General features: G+C 70.2%; 16 protein-coding genes. 10 read left to right on the forward strand and 6 right to left on the reverse strand.

The window, feature by feature from the left end:
- Positions 1-74: 74 nt before the first annotated feature.
- Positions 75-983, reverse strand: a complete 909-nt coding sequence (locus FHY06_RS10905; RefSeq protein ID WP_184604920.1) for a LysR family transcriptional regulator — start codon at positions 981-983, stop codon at positions 75-77.
- An 84-nt stretch (positions 984-1,067) separates the two neighbouring features.
- On the opposite strand from FHY06_RS10905, the gene FHY06_RS10910 reads away from it, so the two are divergent.
- On the forward strand, positions 1,068-2,078 hold the full coding sequence (locus FHY06_RS10910; RefSeq protein ID WP_132752112.1) for a zinc-binding alcohol dehydrogenase family protein: 1,011 nt from the start codon (positions 1,068-1,070) through the stop codon (positions 2,076-2,078).
- Positions 2,079-2,164: 86 nt separating this feature from the next.
- Positions 2,165-2,719, forward strand: coding sequence for a GNAT family N-acetyltransferase (locus tag FHY06_RS10915; protein ID WP_184604922.1), 555 nt, complete (start codon positions 2,165-2,167; stop codon positions 2,717-2,719).
- A 17-nt stretch (positions 2,720-2,736) separates the two neighbouring features.
- Here FHY06_RS10915 and FHY06_RS10920 read toward each other — a convergent pair whose 3' ends face one another.
- The gene (locus tag FHY06_RS10920; RefSeq protein WP_184604924.1) at positions 2,737-4,110 is read right to left on the reverse strand and encodes a PQQ-dependent sugar dehydrogenase; all 1,374 of its coding nucleotides are present in this window, start codon (positions 4,108-4,110) and stop codon (positions 2,737-2,739) included.
- A gap of 144 nt (positions 4,111-4,254) precedes the next feature.
- Between FHY06_RS10920 and FHY06_RS10925 the strand changes: the two genes are divergently transcribed.
- From FHY06_RS10925 to tcuC, 5 genes are all read left to right on the forward strand, one after another.
- Entirely contained in the window at positions 4,255-5,028 is a 774-nt protein-coding gene (locus FHY06_RS10925) for an alanyl-tRNA editing protein (protein WP_184604926.1), read from the forward strand.
- 103 nt (positions 5,029-5,131) lie between these two features.
- Positions 5,132-7,315, forward strand: a complete 2,184-nt coding sequence (locus FHY06_RS10930; RefSeq protein WP_260310243.1) for a protein-disulfide reductase DsbD family protein — start codon at positions 5,132-5,134, stop codon at positions 7,313-7,315.
- 94 nt (positions 7,316-7,409) lie between these two features.
- Positions 7,410-8,102, forward strand: a complete 693-nt coding sequence (locus tag FHY06_RS10935; RefSeq protein WP_184604932.1) for a thioredoxin family protein — start codon at positions 7,410-7,412, stop codon at positions 8,100-8,102.
- Between the two features lie 10 nt (positions 8,103-8,112).
- The gene (locus tag FHY06_RS10940; protein ID WP_184604935.1) at positions 8,113-8,718 is read left to right on the forward strand and encodes a class I SAM-dependent methyltransferase; all 606 of its coding nucleotides are present in this window, start codon (positions 8,113-8,115) and stop codon (positions 8,716-8,718) included.
- Between the two features lie 112 nt (positions 8,719-8,830).
- Positions 8,831-10,168, forward strand: a complete 1,338-nt coding sequence (gene tcuC / locus FHY06_RS10945) for an MFS transporter (protein WP_019658295.1) — start codon at positions 8,831-8,833, stop codon at positions 10,166-10,168.
- Between the two features lie 7 nt (positions 10,169-10,175).
- Here the strand turns inward: tcuC and FHY06_RS10950 are convergent, their stop codons facing one another.
- The 4 genes from FHY06_RS10950 to FHY06_RS10965 form a co-directional block, all read right to left on the reverse strand.
- Positions 10,176-11,642 carry a TPM domain-containing protein gene (locus FHY06_RS10950; protein ID WP_184604937.1) on the reverse strand — a complete coding sequence of 489 codons (1,467 nt, stop codon included), beginning with the start codon at positions 11,640-11,642 and terminating at the stop codon, positions 10,176-10,178.
- 124 nt (positions 11,643-11,766) lie between these two features.
- Complete coding sequence (locus FHY06_RS10955; protein WP_184604940.1) at positions 11,767-13,194, reverse strand: aldehyde dehydrogenase family protein; 1,428 nt, start codon at positions 13,192-13,194, stop codon at positions 11,767-11,769.
- Positions 13,195-13,227: 33 nt separating this feature from the next.
- Positions 13,228-14,244, reverse strand: coding sequence for an alpha/beta fold hydrolase (locus FHY06_RS10960; protein WP_184604942.1), 1,017 nt, complete (start codon positions 14,242-14,244; stop codon positions 13,228-13,230).
- Between the two features lie 187 nt (positions 14,245-14,431).
- Entirely contained in the window at positions 14,432-15,160 is a 729-nt protein-coding gene (locus FHY06_RS10965) for an SDR family oxidoreductase (RefSeq protein ID WP_184604944.1), read from the reverse strand.
- A 73-nt stretch (positions 15,161-15,233) separates the two neighbouring features.
- On the opposite strand from FHY06_RS10965, the gene FHY06_RS10970 reads away from it, so the two are divergent.
- The 3 genes from FHY06_RS10970 to FHY06_RS10980 all read left to right on the forward strand — a co-directional run bounded on the left by FHY06_RS10970 (position 15,234) and on the right by FHY06_RS10980 (position 19,867).
- Positions 15,234-16,169: a LysR family transcriptional regulator gene (locus FHY06_RS10970; RefSeq protein WP_184604947.1), complete on the forward strand. Its 936-nt coding sequence runs from the start codon at positions 15,234-15,236 to the stop codon at positions 16,167-16,169.
- A 34-nt stretch (positions 16,170-16,203) separates the two neighbouring features.
- Positions 16,204-17,313, forward strand: a complete 1,110-nt coding sequence (gene hemE, locus FHY06_RS10975; protein WP_184604949.1) for a uroporphyrinogen decarboxylase — start codon at positions 16,204-16,206, stop codon at positions 17,311-17,313.
- Positions 17,314-17,767: 454 nt separating this feature from the next.
- On the forward strand, positions 17,768-19,867 hold the full coding sequence (locus FHY06_RS10980) for a primosomal protein N' (RefSeq protein WP_184605052.1): 2,100 nt from the start codon (positions 17,768-17,770) through the stop codon (positions 19,865-19,867).
- Positions 19,868-19,900 lie beyond the last annotated feature (33 nt).

Raw genomic sequence — 19,900 nt, forward strand, 5'->3', positions numbered from 1 at the left:
TGCCTACTTTCTTTTGGCGAAGCAAAAGAAAGCAGGTCGCCCGCCGGGGCGAGTCCCGGCCCCGGGAAACAACCTCACCCCGCCCCCAACAACCCCTCGAACTTCACGGCAAGAAATTCGACAAACGCCCGAACCCGAGCCGGCACAAACCTCCCACTAGGCAACAAGGCATGCAACGGATAAGGCTCAGTCTCCCAATCCGCCAACAGCTGCACCAACCGCCCTTCCCGAATGTCATTGCGCACATCCAGCGCAGACTTCAGAGAAATCCCATACCCCGCCACAGTCCACTCCCGCGCCAACGAGGCATCGTCCACGCTGCGGTTCCCATTCACCCGCACTTCCGTCCACTGCCCGTTCTGCGCAAACCGCCACACCCGGTGCCGCCGCCCCGACCGATTGAAGATCAGGCAGTTGTGATGCACCAGGTCCTGCGGCACCCGGGGCGCCGGATGCCGCCGCAGGTAGTCGGGTGACGCCGTCAGCAGCGGATTGGTCAGCGCAAAGGCGCGCGCCACCAGCCGCGAATCGGCCAGCGCGCCGTAACGCAGCGCCACGTCGACCTCGTCGCGCATCACGTCCAGCGGCCGATCTCCCACCGAGAGCGACAGCTGCACGCCCGGATGCAGCGCCAGGAACTCGTCGAACCACGGCAGCAGCGTGCTGCGCGTCAGGTCCGAGGGCGAGGCCACGCGCAGGGTGCCGACCAGCTCGCCGCGATCGGCCGTGACCAGCGACTCCCCCTCGTCCAGCAGCTCGAACGCCCGCACCGCGTAGTCGAGCAGCGTCTGCCCCTGCGGCGTGAGGCGCATCGCCCGCGTCGACCGCTCGAACAGCCGCGCCCCGAGCTGCGCCTCCAGCCGCTTGAGCGTGGCGCTCGCGGCCGCCGGCGTGATGCCCAGCGCATGCGCCGCCGCAGTGAGCGTGCCGGCGCGCGCGGTGTGCACCAGCACCTGCAGGTCGGAGATATTTTCAATCTTCATTTGAAACTGTTGCTGATTTCGGCCTACTTATCAAATCGGCCTTGCGATCCTACAGTCCGTTCATCGTCACTGAAAGGTCCTCCCATGAAAGCCATCGGCTACTACCAGCCCCTTCCCATCGACAACCCCGAGTCGCTGCAGGACATCGAGCTGCCCACCCCCGTGCCCGGCGCGCGCGACCTGCTGGTGCGCGTGAAGGCGGTGTCGGTCAATCCCGTGGACACCAAGGTCCGCAAGAACGCCGCTCCCGAGGCCGGCCAGGCCAAGGTGCTGGGCTGGGACGCCGTGGGCACGGTCGAGGCCGTCGGCGCCCAGGTGAAGAACTTCAAGGTCGGCGACCGCGTGTACTACTCGGGCTCGATCATCCGTCCCGGCACCAATGCCGAGCTGCACGCAGTGGACGAGCGCATCGCGGCGCTCGCGCCCAAGAGCCTCGACGACTCGCAGGCCGCCGCGCTGCCGCTGACCACCATCACCGCCTACGAGCTGCTGTTCGACCGCCTGCGCGTGCCCAAGGGCGGCGGCGAAGGCCAGACGCTGCTGGTCACCGGTGGTGCCGGCGGCGTGGGCTCCATCCTCATCCAGCTCGCGCGCCAGCTGACGAAGCTGCGCGTGATCGCCACCGCCTCGCGCGCCGAGACGCGCGCCTGGTGCCTGGAACTGGGCGCGCATGCGGTCATCGACCACTCCAGGCCGCTGGCCGCCGAACTGAAGGCCGCGGGCATCGGCGAGGTCGACATGGTCGCCAGCCTCACGCAGACCGACCAGCACTACGCGCAGATCATCGAAAGCCTCAAGCCCCAGGGCCAGCTCGCGGTGATCGACGACATGAAGGTGCTCGACGCGATGCCGCTGAAGACCAAGTGCATCTCGCTGCACTGGGAGATGATGTTCGCGCGCTCGCGCTTCGAGACGCCCGACATCGCCGAGCAGGGCGCGCTGCTGGCCGAGGTGGCGGCGCTGGTCGACGCGGGCCGCATCCGCACCACGGCGAACGCGAGCTTCGGCACCATCAACGCCGCGAACCTGCGCCGCGCCCACGCGCTCATCGAGAGCGGCAAGGCGCAGGGCAAGGTGGTGCTGGCCGGGTTCTGAGTCAAGGCACGCGGCAGGCAGGCGCGATGGAGAGAGCGCCTGCCGCCGCGGCGGGGCTAGCGTGCTGGTCGAACACAATCGGCCGCATGACCAGAGACATCATCGAAACCGACACGACCCGCCTGCGCCTGCGCCAATGGCGCGACAGCGACCTCGCTCCCTTCTTCGAGCTCGCGTGCGACCCGCTGGTGATGGAATTCCTGCTGCCGCTGCCCACGCGCGCCGACAGCGATGCGGCAGTGGCACGCACACGCTCGCGCATCGCAGAGAGCGGCTGGGGCTTCTGGGCGGTGGAGCACAGGGAGTCGGGCGAGTTCATGGGCTTCACCGGGCTCAACTCGCCGGCGCCCGAGCTGCCCTTCTCACCGTGCGTGGAGATCGGCTGGCGCTTCGCGCGCAGGTGGTGGGGCCATGGCTATGCGAGCGAGGCGGCGCGCGGCGCGCTGCAGGTGGGCTTCGAGCAGCTCGGGTTGCAGGAGATCGTCGCCTTCACCGCATGGAACAACACCCGCTCGGCCGCGGTGATGCAGCGCATCGGCATGAAGGAAGACATCGATGGCGCCTTCGACCACCCGCTGGTGCCCGAAGGACACGCGCTGCGCCGGCACCGGCTCTACCGCATCACCCGGCCGCAGCGCTGAGGCAGGAAGGACGACGGCTACCGCGCCTTCGACACCCGCCACACGGTGTTGCCCACGTCGTCCGCCACGATCAGCGCGCCGCTCTTGTCGAGCGCCACGCCCACGGGGCGGCCGTGGGCCTTCTCGTCGGCGCTGAGGAAGCCCGTCAGCACGTCGATGGGCGGCCCGCTGGGCTTGCCGCCGATGAAGGGCACGAACACCACCTTGTAGCCCGACTTGGGCTTGCGGTTCCATGAGCCGTGCTCGCCGATGAAGACGCCGCTGGCGAACTGCTCGGGCATGCCGCCCGGACGCGAGAAGGCCATGCCCAGCGGCGCGACGTGCGAGCCGAGCGCGTAGTCGGGCGCGATGGCCTTGGCGACCATCTGCGGGTTCTGCGGCTGCACGCGCACGTCGACCACGCCGCCGTAGTAGCTCCATGGCCAGCCGTAGAAGGCGCCGTCCTTCACCGAGGTGAGATAGTCGGGCACGAGGTCGCTGCCGATCTCGTCGCGTTCGTTCACCACGGTCCACAGCACCTGGGTCTCGGGCTCCCAACCCATGCCGTTGGGGTTGCGCAGGCCGCTGGCGAAGAGGCGCTTCTCGCCGCTCTTGGTGTCGACCTCCCAGATGGCGGCGCGGCCCTCCTCGGCCGGCAGGCCGTTCTCGCCGATGTTGCTGTTGGAGCCGACCGTCACGTAGAGCTTGCTGCCGTCGGCGTTGGCGATGACGTTCTTGGTCCAGTGGTGGTTGATGCCGGCGGGCAGCTGCGTCACCAGCGTCGGGCTGGCGGTGATGGAGGTCTGGCCCTCGGTGTAGGGCACCTTCACCAGCGCATCGGCGTTGGCGACGAAGAGTTCGCCGCCCACCAGCACCATGCCGTAGGGCGAGCGCAGGTCGGTCATGAACACCTGCTTCACCTCGGCGACGCCGTCGCCGTCGGCGTCGCGCAACAGGGTGATGCGGTTGGCGCTGGGCACGCCCGCGCCGGCGCGGCCCATGACCTTGCCCATGACCCAGTTGCGGATCTTGGCGATGGGGCCGCTGCCGCCGTCGTTGCTGTCGGCGGGCCTGGGCGGCTTGTTGCTCTCGGCCACGAGGATGTCGCCGTTGGGCAGCGTGTAGACCCAGCGCGGATGGTCGAGGCCGCGCGCCAGCGCCGTCACCTTCAGGCCCTCGGCAGGGACGGGCGCGGCGGTGTCGGTCCAGCCGACAGCCGGCGCGACGTTGACGGTGGGAATCAGCGTCTTGTTCGGCTCGGCCAGCTGCGGGCGGGGGCCGGTGGTCAGCTCGGGCGCGAGCTTTGCCGCCTCGCCGCAGCCGGCGACGAGCAGCGCGGCGGCGAGTGCCGCGGCGGTGGCTGCGGGCCACGAAGGCGCGATGCGGGTGGGTGCTTGCTGCTGTCGTTCCATGCGTGTTCCTTTGCGCTGCGGTCGTCTGCGGCGGCGTGCCGCATGCGGCACATCTTCCCCAGGCGGGTGCACCGGGCAGTGTCGGCCGTGGGCGCTTTCTGGCGTGGGCGCACCTCATCGGCGCATCGCCGCTACCATCGCCGGATGACCGACGACCTGTTCCGCGCCGACGCCTACCTGCGCAGCTGCGACGCCCGCATCGTGCGAATCGACGACACCGGCATCGTGCTGGACCGCACGGTGTTCTATCCGATGGGCGGCGGACAGGCCGGAGACAGCGGCGTGCTGGCCATGGCCGGCGGGCGAGAAATCGTCATCGCCGACACCCGCAAGGCCAAGGATGCGGAAGGCAAGCCGACCGACGAATTCATCCACGTGCCGGCCCCGGGGCAGGACGAACTGCTGGCCGCGCTGAAGCCAGGCGACGCTGTCGCCGCCCGCATCGACTGGGGGCGCCGCCATCGGCTGATGCGCTTCCACACCGCCTCGCACCTGCTCTGCCATCTGGTGCCGGTCCCGGTGAACGGCTGCTCCATCACGCCCGACTACGCACGCATCGACTTCCACATGACCGATCCGCTGGACAAGGACGCGCTGACCGCGGGCCTGGCCCGGCTGGTCGAGGCGGCCCATCCGCTGACGGTGGGCGCCATCACCGACGAGGAGCTCGACGCCAACCCCGCGCTGGTCAAGAGCATGAGCGTGCAGCCGCCGCGCGGCACGGGCACCGTTCGCACCATCCGCATCGGCGGATCGGGCGAGGGCGGGACGGCGATCGACTTCCAGCCGTGCGGCGGCACGCATGTTGCAAACACCGCCGAGATCGGGGCGGTGGTGGTCACCAAGATAGAGAAGAAGAGCGCCAGCAGCCGCCGCGTGGTGCTGGGCTGGGGTCCGCAAGCCGCCACGGCAGGCTGACGAGGCCCCGGAACTTCGCCCCCCACCGATTGCTCCGACTGACGGCATGATCTTCCCGCGCATCCAATTCGCTACGCTTCTGATAGCAACAGCCGCAGCCAGCATGCCGGCCGTGGCGCAATCGACATCCGAACTGGCGTCGAAACCGGGCGCGGTGGTCACCACCCCCCATGTGCGCGCCGAACTCGTCGCCCACGCCCCCGACGGCGTGACGCCCGGCGCCCCGGTCTGGGTCGGCCTGCAGATCGCGCACCAGCCCGAGTGGCATACCTACTGGAAGAACGCGGGCGACTCCGGCCTGCCCACCGAGATGACGTGGACGCTGCCGGCGGGCGTCTCGACCGGCGAGATCGCATGGCCGGCGCCGAAGAAGATCCCGGTCGGCAGCCTCGCCAACTACGGCTACGAGAACACCGTGCTGCTGCCGGTGCCGCTGGAGGTTTCCACGCTCTACAAGCCGCCGGTGGCGCTGGGCGGCACGCCGGCGATGGACATCCAGCTCAAGGCCTCCTGGCTGGTCTGCCGCAAGGAATGCATTCCCGAGGAGGGCACCTTCACGCTGTCCCTGCCGCTGCAGGGCTCGACCGCGCTGCACAAGGCCGAGTTCGATGCCGCCCTGGGCGCCGCCCCCCAGCCGCTGGCCAGGCCGGGCGCCGTGGAGGTCGACGGCCACAGCCTGAAGGTGCGGCTCGAGGGCCTGCCGGCCGCCGCGCAGGGCAAGACGCTGGAGTTCTTCCCCGAGACCCCCGAGGTGATCCGCACCGCCGCCGTCTCCGGCAAGGACTGGACCCAGTCCTGGCAGGGCGACACCTGGACCGCCACCGTGCCGCTGGCCGACCAGCGCAGCGCCAGCCCCACCGTCATGCCGGTGGTGGTGACGCTGCCCGAGTCCGACCGCCAGCCCGGCCAGCCGGTGGCGTGGCGCGCCGAGGCGCCCGTCTCGGGCGCGTGGCCCTCGGCCGCCGCATCGCGCGCTGCCGAGGTGTCTCCGGCGCTGCAGGCGGCGCTCGCGGCCAACGCCGCGAATGCCGCGGCAACGAAGGCCAGCGACCTGCCCGCCCCCTCCACCACCACTTTCATGGCCGCGCTGCTGGGCGCCCTGCTCGGCGGCCTGCTGCTGAACCTGATGCCCTGCGTGTTCCCGATCCTCGCGATCAAGGTGCTGGGCTTCGCGCGGCAGGCCGGCAACGCCAGCGCGCACCGCAAGGCCGGGCTGGCCTACACGGGCGGCGTGATGCTGTCCTTCCTCGCGCTCGGCGGCGGCATGCTCGCGCTGCGTGCGGCGGGCGCCGGGCTGGGCTGGGGCTTCCAGCTGCAGTCGCCGGGCGTGGTGGCGGCGCTGGCGGCACTGTTCACGCTGATCGGGCTGAACCTCGCGGGCGTGTTCGAGTTCGGCCGCGCCGCGCCCTCTTCGGTGTGCAGCGCGCAGGCCAAGCATCCGCTGGCCAACGACTTCCTCTCGGGCGTGCTCGCGGTGGTCATCGCATCGCCCTGCTCCGCGCCGTTCATGGGCGCATCGCTGGGCTTCGCCATCGGACTGCCGGCCGCCCAGGCGCTGCTGCTTTTCGCGGCGCTGGGCTTCGGGCTGGCGCTGCCGTACCTCGTGGCCGGCTTCGTGCCCGCCGTGGCCTACCTGCTGCCCAAGCCGGGGCCGTGGATGGCCACGCTGCGCCGCCTGCTCGCCTTCCCGATGTTCGCCACCGTGGCGTGGCTGGTGTGGGTGCTGGGCCAGCAAAGCGGCATCGACGGCGCGGGCACGCTGCTGGCGCTGCTGGTGTGCATGGCCGCGATCGTCTGGGCGCTCACGCTGCGCGGGCGCACGCGGATGGTGATCGCCGGCGTGCTGATCGCCTTCACCGCCGTGCTCACCGCCGCCATCGGCCGCAACGTGCTGCAGGTGGTGGAGCCCGCGAAGCTGGCATCGGCCGCCACGAAGGACGGCGTCGGCCAGCGCTGGCAGCCCTGGTCCGCCGAGCGCGTGGCGCAGCTGTCGGGCGAGGGCCGGCCGGTGTTCATCGACTTCACCGCCGCCTGGTGCGTGACCTGCCAGTACAACAAGAAGAGCACCCTGTCCGACGAGAAGGTGCTGGCCGACTTCGACGCCAAGAAGGTCGCGATGCTGCGCGCCGACTGGACCCGCCGCGACCCGGCCATCACCGCCGCGCTCACCGCGCTGGGCCGAAGCGGCGTGCCGGTGTACGTGCTGCAGGCGCCGGGCAAGCCGCCGGTCGTGCTGACGGAGATACTGGGCAAGGACGAGGTCCGCGCCGCCATCGCCGCGCTTTGACCACCGGCGTGACATGGGTTGTCACAAGCACTTGAAGAAACCGTTCTAAGCTGCAGTTGTTGTTTGGAATTTTGTTTTGGAGTTCAAGCTGGCCATGTCTCTCTCGCCAACCGCCGACTCGCGTTCCTTCCGTGCCGCGCGCAATGCCCGCGCCGCCCTGAGCCGGGCCTCCCGCCGTGCCGTCGTCGCCGCCGCAGTGGCGCTCGGCGCCACCTTCCTGATGGGCAACAACGCCGCCGCGGCGCCCACGGTGGGCCAGCAGGCGCCCGATTTCGTCGCGGTCGACACCACCGGCGCCAAGCACAAGCTGTCCGATTTCGCGGGCAAGTTCGTGGTGCTCGAGTGGACCAACCCCGGCTGCCCCTTCGTGCGCAAGCACTATGGCAGCGGCAACATGCCCGCCACGCAGAAGGCCGCCACCGACAAGGGCGTGGTGTGGCTGGCCATCAATTCCACCGAGCGCGCCGCCACCGACTACCTCAAGCCCGAGGCGCTGGACGCCTGGATGAAGTCGCAGAAGGCCGCGCCCACCGCCGTGCTGATGGACGAGGACGGCGTCATCGGCCAGGTCTACGGCGCGCGCACCACGCCGCACATCTTCATCATCGACCCCAAGGGCGTGCTGGTTTACGCGGGCGGCATCGACAGCATCGCCTCGGCGCGGGCGGACGACATCAAGACCGCGACCAACTACGTGAACCAGGCCCTGGGCGAGGCCTTCGGAGGCAGGCCGATCTCGGCGGCCACCACCCGGCCGTACGGCTGCTCGATCAAGTACAAGGCCTGACGCCGCCGGGATGAGCGAGATCCGGGGCACAGCCGGCTACGGCGCCAATGCCGCAGCGCTGGCGCAGCAGTACGAGAGCCTGCGCTTCGAAGACGTGCACCGCGAGGTGCTGCACCTGTTCCCTGCCGCACCGGCGCGCGTGCTCGACATCGGCGCGGGCTCCGGGCGCGATGCCGCGGCGCTGGCCGCGCGGGGGCACCGGGTGGTGGCGGTCGAGCCCACGGCACAGCTGCGCGCCGAGGGCATGCGCCGCCATGCCGAATTGCCCATCGAGTGGATCGACGACCACCTGCCCGGCCTGCACCGCACCCTGACGCTGGGCACTCGCCACGACCTGGTCCTGCTGACCGCCGTCTGGATGCACCTGGACGCCGCCGAGCGCGCCGCAGCGATGCAGGCTCTCGCGGGGCTGGTGGCCGAAGGCGGCCAGGTCGCGATGTCGCTGCGCCACGGCCCGGTGCCCGAGGGACGGCGCATGTTCGAGGTCTCGGCCGAGGAAACGGCCGAACTCGCCGGCCGTCACGGGCTGCTGCCGCGCTTCCTCGCGCAGCGCGAGGACATGCTCGGGCGCGCCGACGTGCGCTGGAGCTTCCTGGTCCTGCAGCGCCCCGCCTGAGGGACAACGATGCCGGTGACAGCTACCTGACCAGCGCAGTCAGGTTGCGGTCGGGAAGCCCGGCCTACGCTTGGGCGCACACATCGCCAGAACCGCCCAAGGGGACAACTAGATGAATCCTGCGCCCAGCGCCGCGCAATCGGGCACAGCCGCCCACGCCTCCACCGCTTCCTCCTCCAAGTTCGCCACCGTCCTGCGCGTGACCGGCGGCAACTTCATGGAGATGTTCGACTTCTTCCTGTTCGGCTTCTACGCCACGCAGATCTCGAAGGCCTTCTTCCCGTCGGGCAACGAGTTCGCCTCGCTGATGCTGACCTTCATGACCTTCGGCGCCGGCTTCCTGATGCGGCCCCTGGGCGCGATCTTCCTGGGCGCGTACGTCGACCGCGTCGGCCGCCGCCAGGGCCTGATCGTCACGCTGGCGCTGATGGCGCTGGGCACGCTGCTGATCGCCTGCGTGCCCTCGTACGCCACCATCGGCCTCGCGGCCCCGGTGCTGGTGCTGGTCGGCCGGCTGCTGCAGGGCTTCTCGGCCGGCGTGGAGCTCGGCGGGGTGTCGGTGTACCTGTCGGAGATGGCCACGCCGGGCCACAAGGGCTTCTACGTGAGCTGGCAGTCGGCCAGCCAGCAGGTGGCCATCGTCGTGGCGGCCGCGCTCGGCTACTGGCTCAACGTGACCTTCACGCCGCAGGAGATCGGCGATTTCTACTGGCGCATCCCCTTCTTCGTGGGCTGCCTGATCGTGCCGGTGCTCTTCATCATCCGCCGCTCGCTGCAGGAGACCGAGGAGTTCATGGCGCGCAAGCACCGCCCCGACGCGCGCGAGATCTTCCGCTCGATGATCGCCAACTGGGGCCTCGTCATCGCCGGGATGATGCTGGTGTCGATGACGACCGTGTCGTTCTACCTGATCACCGTCTACACGCCCACCTTCGGCAAGGCCGTGCTGCACCTGAGCACCACCGACGCCCTGATCGTCACGCTGTGCGTGGCCATCTCCAACTTCATCTGGCTGCCGATCATGGGCGCGCTGTCCGACCGCGTGGGCCGCAAGCCGCTGCTGATCGTCTTCACGGTGCTGACCATCCTCACAGCCTATCCCGCGCTCAAGTGGCTGGTCGGCGAGCCGAGCTTCGCGCGCATGCTCGCGGTCGAGCTGTGGCTGTCGTTCCTGTACGCCAGCTACAACGGCGCGATGGTGGTCGCGCTCACCGAGGTGATGCCCGTCAACGTGCGCACCGCCGGCTTCTCGCTGGCCTACAGCCTGGCCACCGCGATCTTCGGCGGCTTCACGCCGGCCATCGCCACGGGCCTGATCGAGATGACCGGCGACAAGGGCGCGCCGGGCCTGTGGATGACGGGCGCCGCCATCTGCGGCCTGATCGCCACGCTGGTGCTGTACCGCCGCAAGGTGGACGCGGCCGACGCCACGCGCGTCCCGGTGGTCTGACCGGCCGCTACCAGCTGCCGGAGGCCCCGCCTCCGCTGCTGGAGCCCCCGCCGCCGGACGAGGAGCTGTCCGACGACGAGCTGCTGCTCGAAGAACTGCTCGACGAGCCACTGCTCCAGCCGCTGTCCGAGCTGTCGTCGTCGCCGTCCCCCGAGCCCGTGCCGAAGATCGGGAAGACGAACATGAACAGCAGCGCGACGACGGTCGCGATGGCCACCGGAATCCACATCTCGCCGGGGAAGGGCCCGGGCCTGGTGATCGCGACCGCCGCGCCGGCCACGCCCAGCACGACGACCCAGCGGACCACGAAGCCCAGCACGCTGCCGTCGCGCCAGGTATTGCGGATGCCGAAGACGATGACCGTGACCAGAAGGCCCGCGCCGCCGATCGCCAGCGCCCACAGGAAGCCCGGCCAGAACACCTCGCCGCCGACCATGAAGCCGATGCAGGTCAAGGCGGCGATCACCGCGGCGATGCCGCCGAGCACATAGGCCACCTCCTTCACGCGCGCGCACAGATAGCCGAGCCCGTAGAGGAAGAGCGCCGGAATGGCCAGAAAGCCCGCCATGAACGGGTTCAGCAGCAGGGCTGCCCCGCCCAGCGGACCCACGCCGACCAGGCCGAGCACGAGCCGCCAGTCGCGCGGCTTGCGCGGCTCTTCGGGCTCGATGTCCTGCAGCGCCTCGGCCCAGGGCTCGGGCCGCTGGAGGCGGCGCCCGCGCTTGCCCGAACGCTTGCCCCGCACAGGGGGCCGCGAGGTGCGTCGCCGCGTGGGGACGAGCGGCCCCGCGCCCAGTCCATGCCATGCACCCACGCCGATGCTCCACAGCATCACGCCGAGGAAGGCCTTCCCCTCCGGCGTGAGGCCTCCGCCGGATTCCTTCGGCTCGCGCACGGCTTCCTCATCCACCGGCAGCGACGCGGACGAGGTGTCCGATGCGAGCGTGTCGGGCCATGATTGCGCAGCCGCCGGCGCGCCGATCAGCTGCGAGAGCGCACGCACCGCCGCCTGCAGGCCGGCCGCGTAGTCGCCCTTGCGAAAGCGCGGCGCCATCTCCCGGTCGATGATGGCGGCGGCCTGGATGTCGGTGATCGCGCCCTCCAGGCCCGAGCCCACCTCGATGCGCATCTTGCGATCCTTCAACGCGACGAGCACCAGCACGCCGTCGTTCTCGTCCTTGCGGCCCAGCTTCCAGCGCGCGAACACGCGCGTGGCGTATTGCTCGATCGACTCCTGTCCGGTCGTCGGCACGACCAGCACCGCGAGCTGCGCCTGCGTGCTGCTCTCGAGCTCGGAAATCTCCTGGCGCAGCGCATCGGCTTCCTGCGCGCCCAGCGTGTTCGTGAGATCGACCACGCGCGTCTTCATCGGCGGCACGGGCACCGGGCTCGTCCTGGACTGCGCGAAGGCCGGGCATGCGCAGGCCGCGATGAAGACGAAGAAAAGAAAGCAGAGGCACGCCCAGCGCTTCAACGGCCTCTTGCCGTCATTCGCCTGTGCTTGCGGTGCGAATGCGCAGGACTCGGAGTCTGTAAGGAGCATGAGGGCAGGATAACCCCTGCCCCCTGCTGCCCCTGCGCCCCGTCGCGGCGCGATCTCAACCGGACTGCGCGACGGCCACGGTCTTCGGCTCCAGGAAGGCCTCCATGCCGAAGAGCCCGAACTCCCTGCCGATGCCCGACTGCTTCACGCCGCCGAAGGGCGCGCTGAGCTCGGGCGTGACGCGGTTGACCAGCACCGTGCCGGCGCGCAGCCGCGAGGCCACGCGCAGCGCGCGCTGCGGCTGCGACGAGAAGACGTAGGCCTGCAGGCCGTAGGGCGAGTCGTTCGCGATCGCCACCGCATCGTCCTCGCCGTCGTAGCCGATCACCGAGAGCACCGGCCCGAAGATCTCCTCGCGCGCGATGTCCATGTCGTTGCGCACGCCCGCGAACACGGTGGGCCGCACGAACCAGCCCTTGTCGAAGCCTTCCGGGCGGCCTTCGCCTCCGGCCACCAGCGTCGCGCCCTCCTCGAGCCCGCGGCGGATGAACCGCTGCACCCGCTCGAACTGCGCCTTGCTCGCCAGCGGCCCGACCGCGGTGGCGGGGTCGCGCGGGTCGCCCACGCGCATGGCTGCTGCCGCCGCGCGCAAGAGCTCGATGGCCTGCGCCATCCGCGCATTCGGAATCAGCAGGCGCGTGCCCGCCACGCAGGCCTGGCCGTTGTTCATGAAGGCCGCGCCCAGCGCCATGGGCAACACCGCAGGCAGATCCGCATCGTCCAGCACCACGGTGGCCGACTTGCCCGAGAGCGCGAGGCTCACGCGCTTGAGCGTGTCCAGGCCCGCGCGTGCGATGAGCTTGCCGGTGGCTGTCGAGCCGGTGAAGGAGATCTTGGCGACGGCCGGATGGGTGGCGAGCTCGTCGCCCACGTCGCCGCCGCGCCCGAGCAGCACGTTGACGGCGCCCGCCGGCAGGCCCGCCTCGTGCAGCGCCTCGGTCACGACCCGCGCCTGCAGCGGGCTGAACTCGCTGGGCTTGATCACCGATGCGCAGCCCGCGGCGACGGCCGATGCCAGCTTGCTGCAGATGCTCCCTGCGGTGCTGTTCCATGGCGCGATGAGCCCCGCCACGCCGACCGGCTCCATGCGCACGACGGCATCGCCCATGCGCCGCTCGAAGTCGTAGCCCTCCAGCACGCGCGCCGTGTCGGCGAAGCATTGCGAGGCGTAGTTGCTGACCCATCGCGAACGGGCCAGCGGGCCGCCGTATTCCTCGATGGTGGCTTCGCAGATCTGCTCGGTGCGCGCCAGCACGGCGGCCTCGAGACGCCTGAGCATGTCGATGCGCTGCGCCCTGGTGCTGCCGGCCATCGCCGGCTGTGCCCGGCTCGCGGCCTCGATCGCGCGCTTCGCGTCGTCGCGGTTCGCCAGCGTCACGGTGCCGATCGGCTGCTCGGTGGCCGGGTCGACGAGCTCCAGCCGCTCGCTGCCCTGCACGGGCACGAAGGCGCCGTCGATGTAGGCGTCATGGATGTTCCACATGGTCGTCGCTCCTGCGCTTGGGGCCTTGCCAGCTCAACCGCGCGCGACGTCGATCACCGCCTTCGCGAAGGCCTCGGGCGCCTCCTGCGGCAGGTTGTGGCCGATGCCGCCGCTGACCAGCCGGTGCTCGTAGCGCCCCGAGAACTTCTTCGCATAGGCGCTGGGCTCCGGATGCGGCGCGCCGTTGGCGTCGCCTTCGAGCGTGATGGTCGGCACGCCGATCACCGGGGCCTTGGCAAGCCGGTCCTCCAGCGCCTGGTACTTCGCCTCGCCCTCGACCAGGCCGAGACGCCAGCGGTAGTTGTGGACCGTGATCGCGACGTGGTCGGGGTTGTCGAGCGCCACGGCGCTGCGATCGAAGGTGGCGGCGTCGAAGTTCCACTTGGGCGACGCCGTCTGCCAGATGAGCTTCGCGAAGTCGTGGCGGTTCTTCTCGTAGCCGGCGCGGCCGCGCTCGGTCGCGAAGTAGTACTGATACCACCACTGCAGTTCGGCCTGCGGCGGCAGCGGCACCTTGCCGGCCTCCTGGCTGCCGATGAGGTAGCCGCTCACCGAGACCAGCGCCTTCACGCGCTGCGGCCACAGCGCGGCCATGATGCAGGCGGTGCGCGCGCCCCAGTCGCAGCCGGCGACGGTGGCGACCTGGATCTTCAGCGCATCCATCAGCGCGATGATGTCCACGGCCACCACCGATTGCTGCCCGTTGCGCGGCGTGTCGGCCGACAGGAAGCGCGTGGTGCCGTAGCCGCGCAGGTACGGCACGATGACGCGGAAGCCCGCCGCCGCGAGCGCGGGCGCCACGTCGACGAACATGTGGATGTCGTAGGGCCAGCCATGCAGCAGGATCACCGGAGCACCATCGGCCGGGCCCGCTTCGTAGTAGCCGATGTTGAGCGTGCCGGCATCGATGCTCTTGAGCGGCTCGAGGCGCCGGGACGCGCCGGCGGCCTGGGCGAAGGCCGGCGTGAGTGCCGCGAGCTGGGCGGCCGCGGCGCCGAGGGCGGCGGCTGCGAGGAAGGTTCTGCGGGGCAGTTGGAGCGACGATGTCATGGGCTTTCCTGGATGGCTGGAGGTTGTGGTGGAAGGTCGATGGATCCGACTGTCACCCCTCGAACCGCCGTTCGCCCGGTCCTGCGTATCGCTCTGTATCCGCCCGCATTTTTTCAACAAAACTTTTCGATGCCCGCACGATGCATGTCCCGGCGCAGGCGCTTTCGGGTGCTGCAGGCGCTTCGACTCACACCAGCCGCAGCCCTCCGTCGCATTCGATGACGGTGCCCGTGGTGTAGCCGTTCTCGATCAGGAACTGGATCGCATGCGCCACGTCCTGCGGCCGGCCCACGCGGCCGACGGGCAGCGTCTCGACCTGCTGGCGGAACAGGTCGTCCTTCATCGCGGCTGGCACGCGGTCCCACCAGGGCGTGTCGACCAGGCCCGGCGACACAGCGTTCACACGGCTCGGCTTCAACTCGCGCGCCAGGCTGCCCACCATGGCCTCGATCGCGCCGTTGATCGCCGCCAGCCCCGCCGTACCCGGCAGCGAGTTGCGCGCGGAAATCGCCGTCACGAAGGTCAGGCTGCCGCCCTTGCGCAGCACGCGTGCGCCGGCCTGGGCGGCCTCGAGCTGCGGCCAGAATTTGGCCTCGAAGCCGCGGCGCAGCGACCGCAGGTCGAGCTGCGCGAACTCGCCCGCGCCCTCGCCGCCGCTGAGCGTCAGCACCAGGTGGTCGACGGGCCCGACCCTGTCGAAGAAGGCGTCGAGCGCGCCGCGGTCGCAGGCGTCGAAGGCCGCGCCGCTCACGTTCGCGCCCAGGCCACCGATCGCCTCCTGCAGCTTGCCGTTGTCGCGCCCCGTGGCGATCACGCGCGCGCCGGTCGCCGCCATGCGCCGCACGGTCTCGAGCCCCACGCCCGACGAGCCGCCGACCACCACCACCGTCTGTTGCTGTTGTTCCTTCTGGGTCATGCCGATTCCTTTGAATGCTGGAAGAGGCCTCAGGTTAGGGAGCGCGGCACTATCATTCAAATCGTTTGTAACCATGGAATACATCAACAAAAGTGATTTCAGGCGGCTCGACCTGAACCTGCTGCTGGTGTTCCACGCGCTGCTGCACGAACGCAGCGTCACGCGCGCGGCGCAGCGCCTGTTCATCGGCCAGCCTGCATTGAGCGGCGCGCTCAAGCGCCTGCGCGCCGCGCTGGGCGACGAGCTGTTCGTGCGCACCTCTCGCGGCATGACGCCGACGCCGCGCGCACTGGAGCTCGCGCGCGTCATCGAGCCGCTGCTGCTGTCGCTGCAGCAGGCCCTGCATGCGCGGCCGGCGTTCGACCCGGCGAAGGCCGAGCGCGTGTTCCGCATCGGCCTGAGCGATGCGCTCGAAGTGGCGCTGATGCCGCGGCTCATGCAGCGGCTTTCCGAAGAGGCGCCCGGCGTACGGCTGATCGCGCGCGAGGCCGACCGCACGAACGCGCCCGCCATGCTCGACGCGGCCGAGATCGAGCTGGCGGCAGGCGTCTTCATCGACCGCGCCTCGTGGCACCGGCAGCGCGCGCTGTTCGGCTGGAACTTCGTCTGTGTCTACAACCCGGCGTTGGTGAAGCTGCGCGGCGGGAAGATCACGCTCGCCGAGTACCTGCGCCACCCGCACCTGCTGACCTCGTTCAGCGCCGACCTCAGCGGGCTCGTCGACGAATTGCTGCGCGAAAAGGGGCACACGCGCCAGGTCGTCTTCTCCAGCCGCAACTTCGCGACCAGCCCCTTCATCGTGCGGCAGATGCCCGCGATCACCACGGTGCCCACCTTCGCCGCCGCCACCTGGCGCGACGCGCTCGGGCTGGCGGTGAGCCCCTTGCCTTTCGAGACGCCGGCCTACGAGGTGTCGCTGCTGTGGACGGCCGCGCAGGATGCCGACCCGGCCCTGCAGTGGCTCATCGGCCTCGTGGCGGACGCGTTCGGCGGCAAGCCGGTTGCCTGAGGGGGCCGGGACACACCCCTGCGACAATCGGGAAATGCCTTTCGCCCCATTGCAAAACGACACTTTCCTGCGGGCCTGCTGGCGCCAGGCCACCGACCACACGCCCGTCTGGCTGATGCGCCAGGCCGGCCGCTACCTGCCGGAATACGTGGCCACCCGCGCGAAGGCGGGCAGCTTCATGGGGCTGGCCACCAACACCGGCTACGCCACCGAGGTCACGCTGCAGCCGCTGGAGCGCTATCCGCTGGACGCGGCCATCCTGTTCTCCGACATCCTGACCGTGCCCGACGCGATGGGCCTGGGCCTGTCGTTCGAGGCCGGCGAAGGCCCGCGCTTCGCCCGCCCGGTGCGCGACGAGGCCGCCGTGGGGGCGCTCGAAGTGCCCGACATGGAGAAGCTGCGCTACGTGTTCGATGCCGTGACCTCGATCCGCAAGGCGCTGAACGGCCGCGTTCCGCTGATCGGCTTCTCGGGCAGCCCGTGGACCCTGGCCTGCTACATGGTGGAAGGCGCCGGCTCCAGCGACTACCGCCTGGTAAAGAGCATGCTCTACGGCCGTCCCGACCTCATGCACCGCCTGCTGGCCGTGAATGCCGACTCGGTGGCCGCCTACCTCAACGCCCAGATCGACGCCGGCGCGCAGGCCGTGATGATTTTCGACAGCTGGGGCGGCGTGCTGGCAGACGGCGCGTTCCAGGAATTCAGCCTCGCCTACACCGCTCGCGTGCTGGCCGGCCTCAAGCGCACCGGCGCCGACGGCCAGCCGGTGCCGCGCATCGTGTTCACCAAGGGCGGCGGCCTCTGGCTCCAGGACATGCGCGAACTCGACTGCCAGGTGCTGGGCGTCGACTGGACCGTGAACCTGGCCGCCGCGCGCCGCCAGGTCGCCGAAGGCGCCGACGGCAAGGCCAAGGCCCTGCAGGGCAACATCGACCCCAACGTGCTGTTCGCGCAGCCCGCGCAGATCGAGGCCGAAGTGGCCAAGGTGCTCGAAGCCTTCGGCAAGCCCCACGCCGACCGCGCTGCCCCGGGCCCGACCCACATCTTCAACCTGGGGCACGGCATCAGCCAGTTCACGCCACCGGAGCACGTGGCGGCCCTGGTGGCCGCGGTGCACGCGAAGTCCAGGGCGATGCGGGCCTGAGATTGTTAACGGCGGGTGCCGGGCCGGCGCGGTCGCGGCAACCCGGAAGAAGCCGTCCGCAGCCGTTTGTCAAGCGCAAAAACGGTATATGCAACCCCACTTATGCACAAAACGCGTGCTGCAGTGCGCAAGATTCGCGGGTTACCCATCTTCCGTGCTTCCAAAGAGATAGCAAAGCTAAGTCGTTGATTTGTATAGGATTTGAACTTTGCATTTTTTCCGGGCAATCCAGCCGGAGCCTTGATTTTCAAGGCTTGGCAGCGTGTCGGGCCTGCTTGTCAACAAAGTTATCCACAGGAACTCTGGATGGGATCCAAAGCGCTGGAAAATCAACGACTTAAGTGGTCTTGCTCAAAGTCTCATTAACAAACCGCTCCAAGAAGGATCTCCCATCTCCCCCGCCGGCCTGCCCCTCGACGACAGCGACCAGCCGACGAACGGCGCCCCCTCGGCACTGCCGTGGCGGCTCGACATCGCCGTGCAGACGCCCGCGCACGCCGCGCTCGGCGATCTGCTGAGCTACGCGGGCGCCGAGCCGCTGCCGCCGGGCACGCTGGTGCGCGTTCCGCTGGGCAGGCGCGAGGTGCTGGGCGTGGTCTGGAACGAGCCGGTCTCGCTGGAAGGCACCGAGCCCGACATGGCGCTCAAGCCGGTAGGCGCGGCGCTCGACGCGCTGGCGCCGCTGGGCGAAGGCTGGCGCGACCTCGTGGCCTTCGCCGCGCGCTACTACCAGCGCTCGATCGGCGAGATCGCGCTCGCGGCCCTGCCGCCGCAGCTGCGCGACCTGTCGACCGCGCAGCTCGCACGCCGGCTCAAGCGCAAGAGCGCGGCCGGACCGGTCGCGCAGACGGCCGAGTCGTCGAACCCGGTGGCGCTGAGCGCGGAGCAGGCGGCCGTGCTGGCGCGCATCGACGAGGGAACGGGCACTTTCCTGCTCGCCGGCAGCACCGGCAGCGGCAAGACCGAGGTCTACCTGCGCTGCGTGGCCGACCTGCTCGCGCGCGAGCCCGAGGCGCAGGCGCTGGTGATGGTGCCCGAGATCAACCTCACGCCGCAGCTCGAGGCCCGATTCAAGGCGCGCTTCGGCGACGAGGCGGTGGTGTCCCTGCACAGCGGCATGACCAACCCGCAGCGCCTGGCGAGCTGGCTGGCGGCGCACAGCGGTGCGGCGCGCATCGTGCTGGGCACGCGCATGGCGGTGTTCGCGTCGATCCCGGCGCTCAGGCTCATCGTGGTCGACGAGGAGCACGACCCCAGCTACAAGCAGCAGGAGGGCGCGCGCTATTCCGCACGCGACCTCGCCGTATGGCGCGGCCAGCGCGAGAAGGCCAAGGTGATCCTGGGTTCGGCTACGCCTTCGCTCGAGAGCTGGCACCAGAGTCGCCCCGCCGAAGGCGAGGACCCGGGCGGTCGCTACGTGCGGCTGGCCATGCCCTCGCGCATCGGCGCGGGCGAGCTGCCCGCCGTGCGGCTGGTCGACATGAACCTGCAGCCGCCGAAGACGGTGATCTCGGGCGCGCTGCTCGAGGCCATCGGCCAGCGCATCGCCCGCGGCGAGCAGAGCATGATCTTCCTCAACCGACGCGGCTATGCGCCGGTGCTGGCCTGCGGCGACTGCGGCTGGAAGAGCGAATGCCCGCACTGCAGCGCCTATCGCGTGTTCCACAAGATCGACCGCACGCTGCGCTGCCACCACTGCGGCTTCACCGAGCGCGTGCCGCGCGCCTGCCCGGCCTGCGGCAATCCCGACATCGCACCGGTCGGCCGCGGCACCGAGCGGCTCGAGGAGCACCTGGCGGAGCTGTTCTCATCGGTGAAGCGGCCCGACGGCAGCGCGGTGCGCATCGCACGCATCGACGCCGACAGCACGAAGAAGCAGGGCGCGCTCGAATCGCAGCTCGCCGCCGTGCACGCGGGCGAGGTCGACGTGCTGGTGGGCACGCAGATGATCGCCAAGGGCCACGACTTCCGCCGCATCACGCTGGTGGCGGCGGTGAACCCCGACGGCGCGCTGTTCTCCAGCGACTTCCGCGCGCCGGAGCGGCTCTTCAGCCTGCTGATGCAATCGGCCGGCCGCGCGGGCCGCGACGCCGCGTACCTCGCGGCGCAGGGCGCGACGGCCGAGATGTGGATCCAGACGCACCACGCGCAGCACCCGCTCTTCATGGCGCTGCGCAGGCACGACTACACCGCCTTCGCCGCGCAGCAGCTCGACGAGCGCCGCGCCGCCGGCATGCCGCCCTTCGCCTTCCAGGCGCTGCTGCGGGCCGACGCACGCGAGCAGTCGGTGGCACAGGGTTTCCTGAACACGGCGGCCGACCAGGCCGAGTCGCTGCCGGGCGCCGACATCGTCACGCGCTACCCGGCAGTGCCGCTGGCGATCCAGCGCGTGGCGAACGTGGAGCGTGCGCAGATGCTGATCGAGAGCCCCTCGCGCGCCGCACTGCAGAAGCTGCTTGCGGCATGGCAGCCACTGCTGCACGAACTGCGGCGCACGCCCGAGGGCAAGGGGGTGATCCGCTGGCTGATCGACGTCGATCCGCACAGCATCTGACGCCGGCGGCGTCCGCAGGCCCTGAGACCGCGG

It is taken from the genome of Variovorax atrisoli (genome assembly GCF_014195185.1).
In the GTDB taxonomy this organism is placed as follows: Bacteria; Pseudomonadota; Gammaproteobacteria; order Burkholderiales; family Burkholderiaceae_C; genus Variovorax; species Variovorax atrisoli.

Coding starts and splice junctions, on each gene's coding strand:
- FHY06_RS10910 (WP_132752112.1), top strand. CDS start 1,068: ATGAAAGCCATCGGCTACTACCAGCCCCTTCCCATCGACAACCCCGAG.
- FHY06_RS10925 (WP_184604926.1), top strand. CDS start 4,255: ATGACCGACGACCTGTTCCGCGCCGACGCCTACCTGCGCAGCTGCGAC.
- FHY06_RS10920 (WP_184604924.1), bottom strand. CDS start 4,110: ATGGAACGACAGCAGCAAGCACCCACCCGCATCGCGCCTTCGTGGCCC.
- FHY06_RS10960 (WP_184604942.1), bottom strand. CDS start 14,244: ATGACATCGTCGCTCCAACTGCCCCGCAGAACCTTCCTCGCAGCCGCC.
- hemE (WP_184604949.1), top strand. CDS start 16,204: ATGCCTTTCGCCCCATTGCAAAACGACACTTTCCTGCGGGCCTGCTGG.
- FHY06_RS10905 (WP_184604920.1), bottom strand. CDS start 983: ATGAAGATTGAAAATATCTCCGACCTGCAGGTGCTGGTGCACACCGCG.
- FHY06_RS10970 (WP_184604947.1), top strand. CDS start 15,234: ATGGAATACATCAACAAAAGTGATTTCAGGCGGCTCGACCTGAACCTG.
- FHY06_RS10935 (WP_184604932.1), top strand. CDS start 7,410: ATGTCTCTCTCGCCAACCGCCGACTCGCGTTCCTTCCGTGCCGCGCGC.
- FHY06_RS10965 (WP_184604944.1), bottom strand. CDS start 15,160: ATGACCCAGAAGGAACAACAGCAACAGACGGTGGTGGTGGTCGGCGGC.
- FHY06_RS10940 (WP_184604935.1), top strand. CDS start 8,113: ATGAGCGAGATCCGGGGCACAGCCGGCTACGGCGCCAATGCCGCAGCG.
- FHY06_RS10915 (WP_184604922.1), top strand. CDS start 2,165: ATGACCAGAGACATCATCGAAACCGACACGACCCGCCTGCGCCTGCGC.
- FHY06_RS10955 (WP_184604940.1), bottom strand. CDS start 13,194: ATGTGGAACATCCATGACGCCTACATCGACGGCGCCTTCGTGCCCGTG.
- FHY06_RS10930 (WP_260310243.1), top strand. CDS start 5,132: ATGCCGGCCGTGGCGCAATCGACATCCGAACTGGCGTCGAAACCGGGC.
- tcuC (WP_019658295.1), top strand. CDS start 8,831: ATGAATCCTGCGCCCAGCGCCGCGCAATCGGGCACAGCCGCCCACGCC.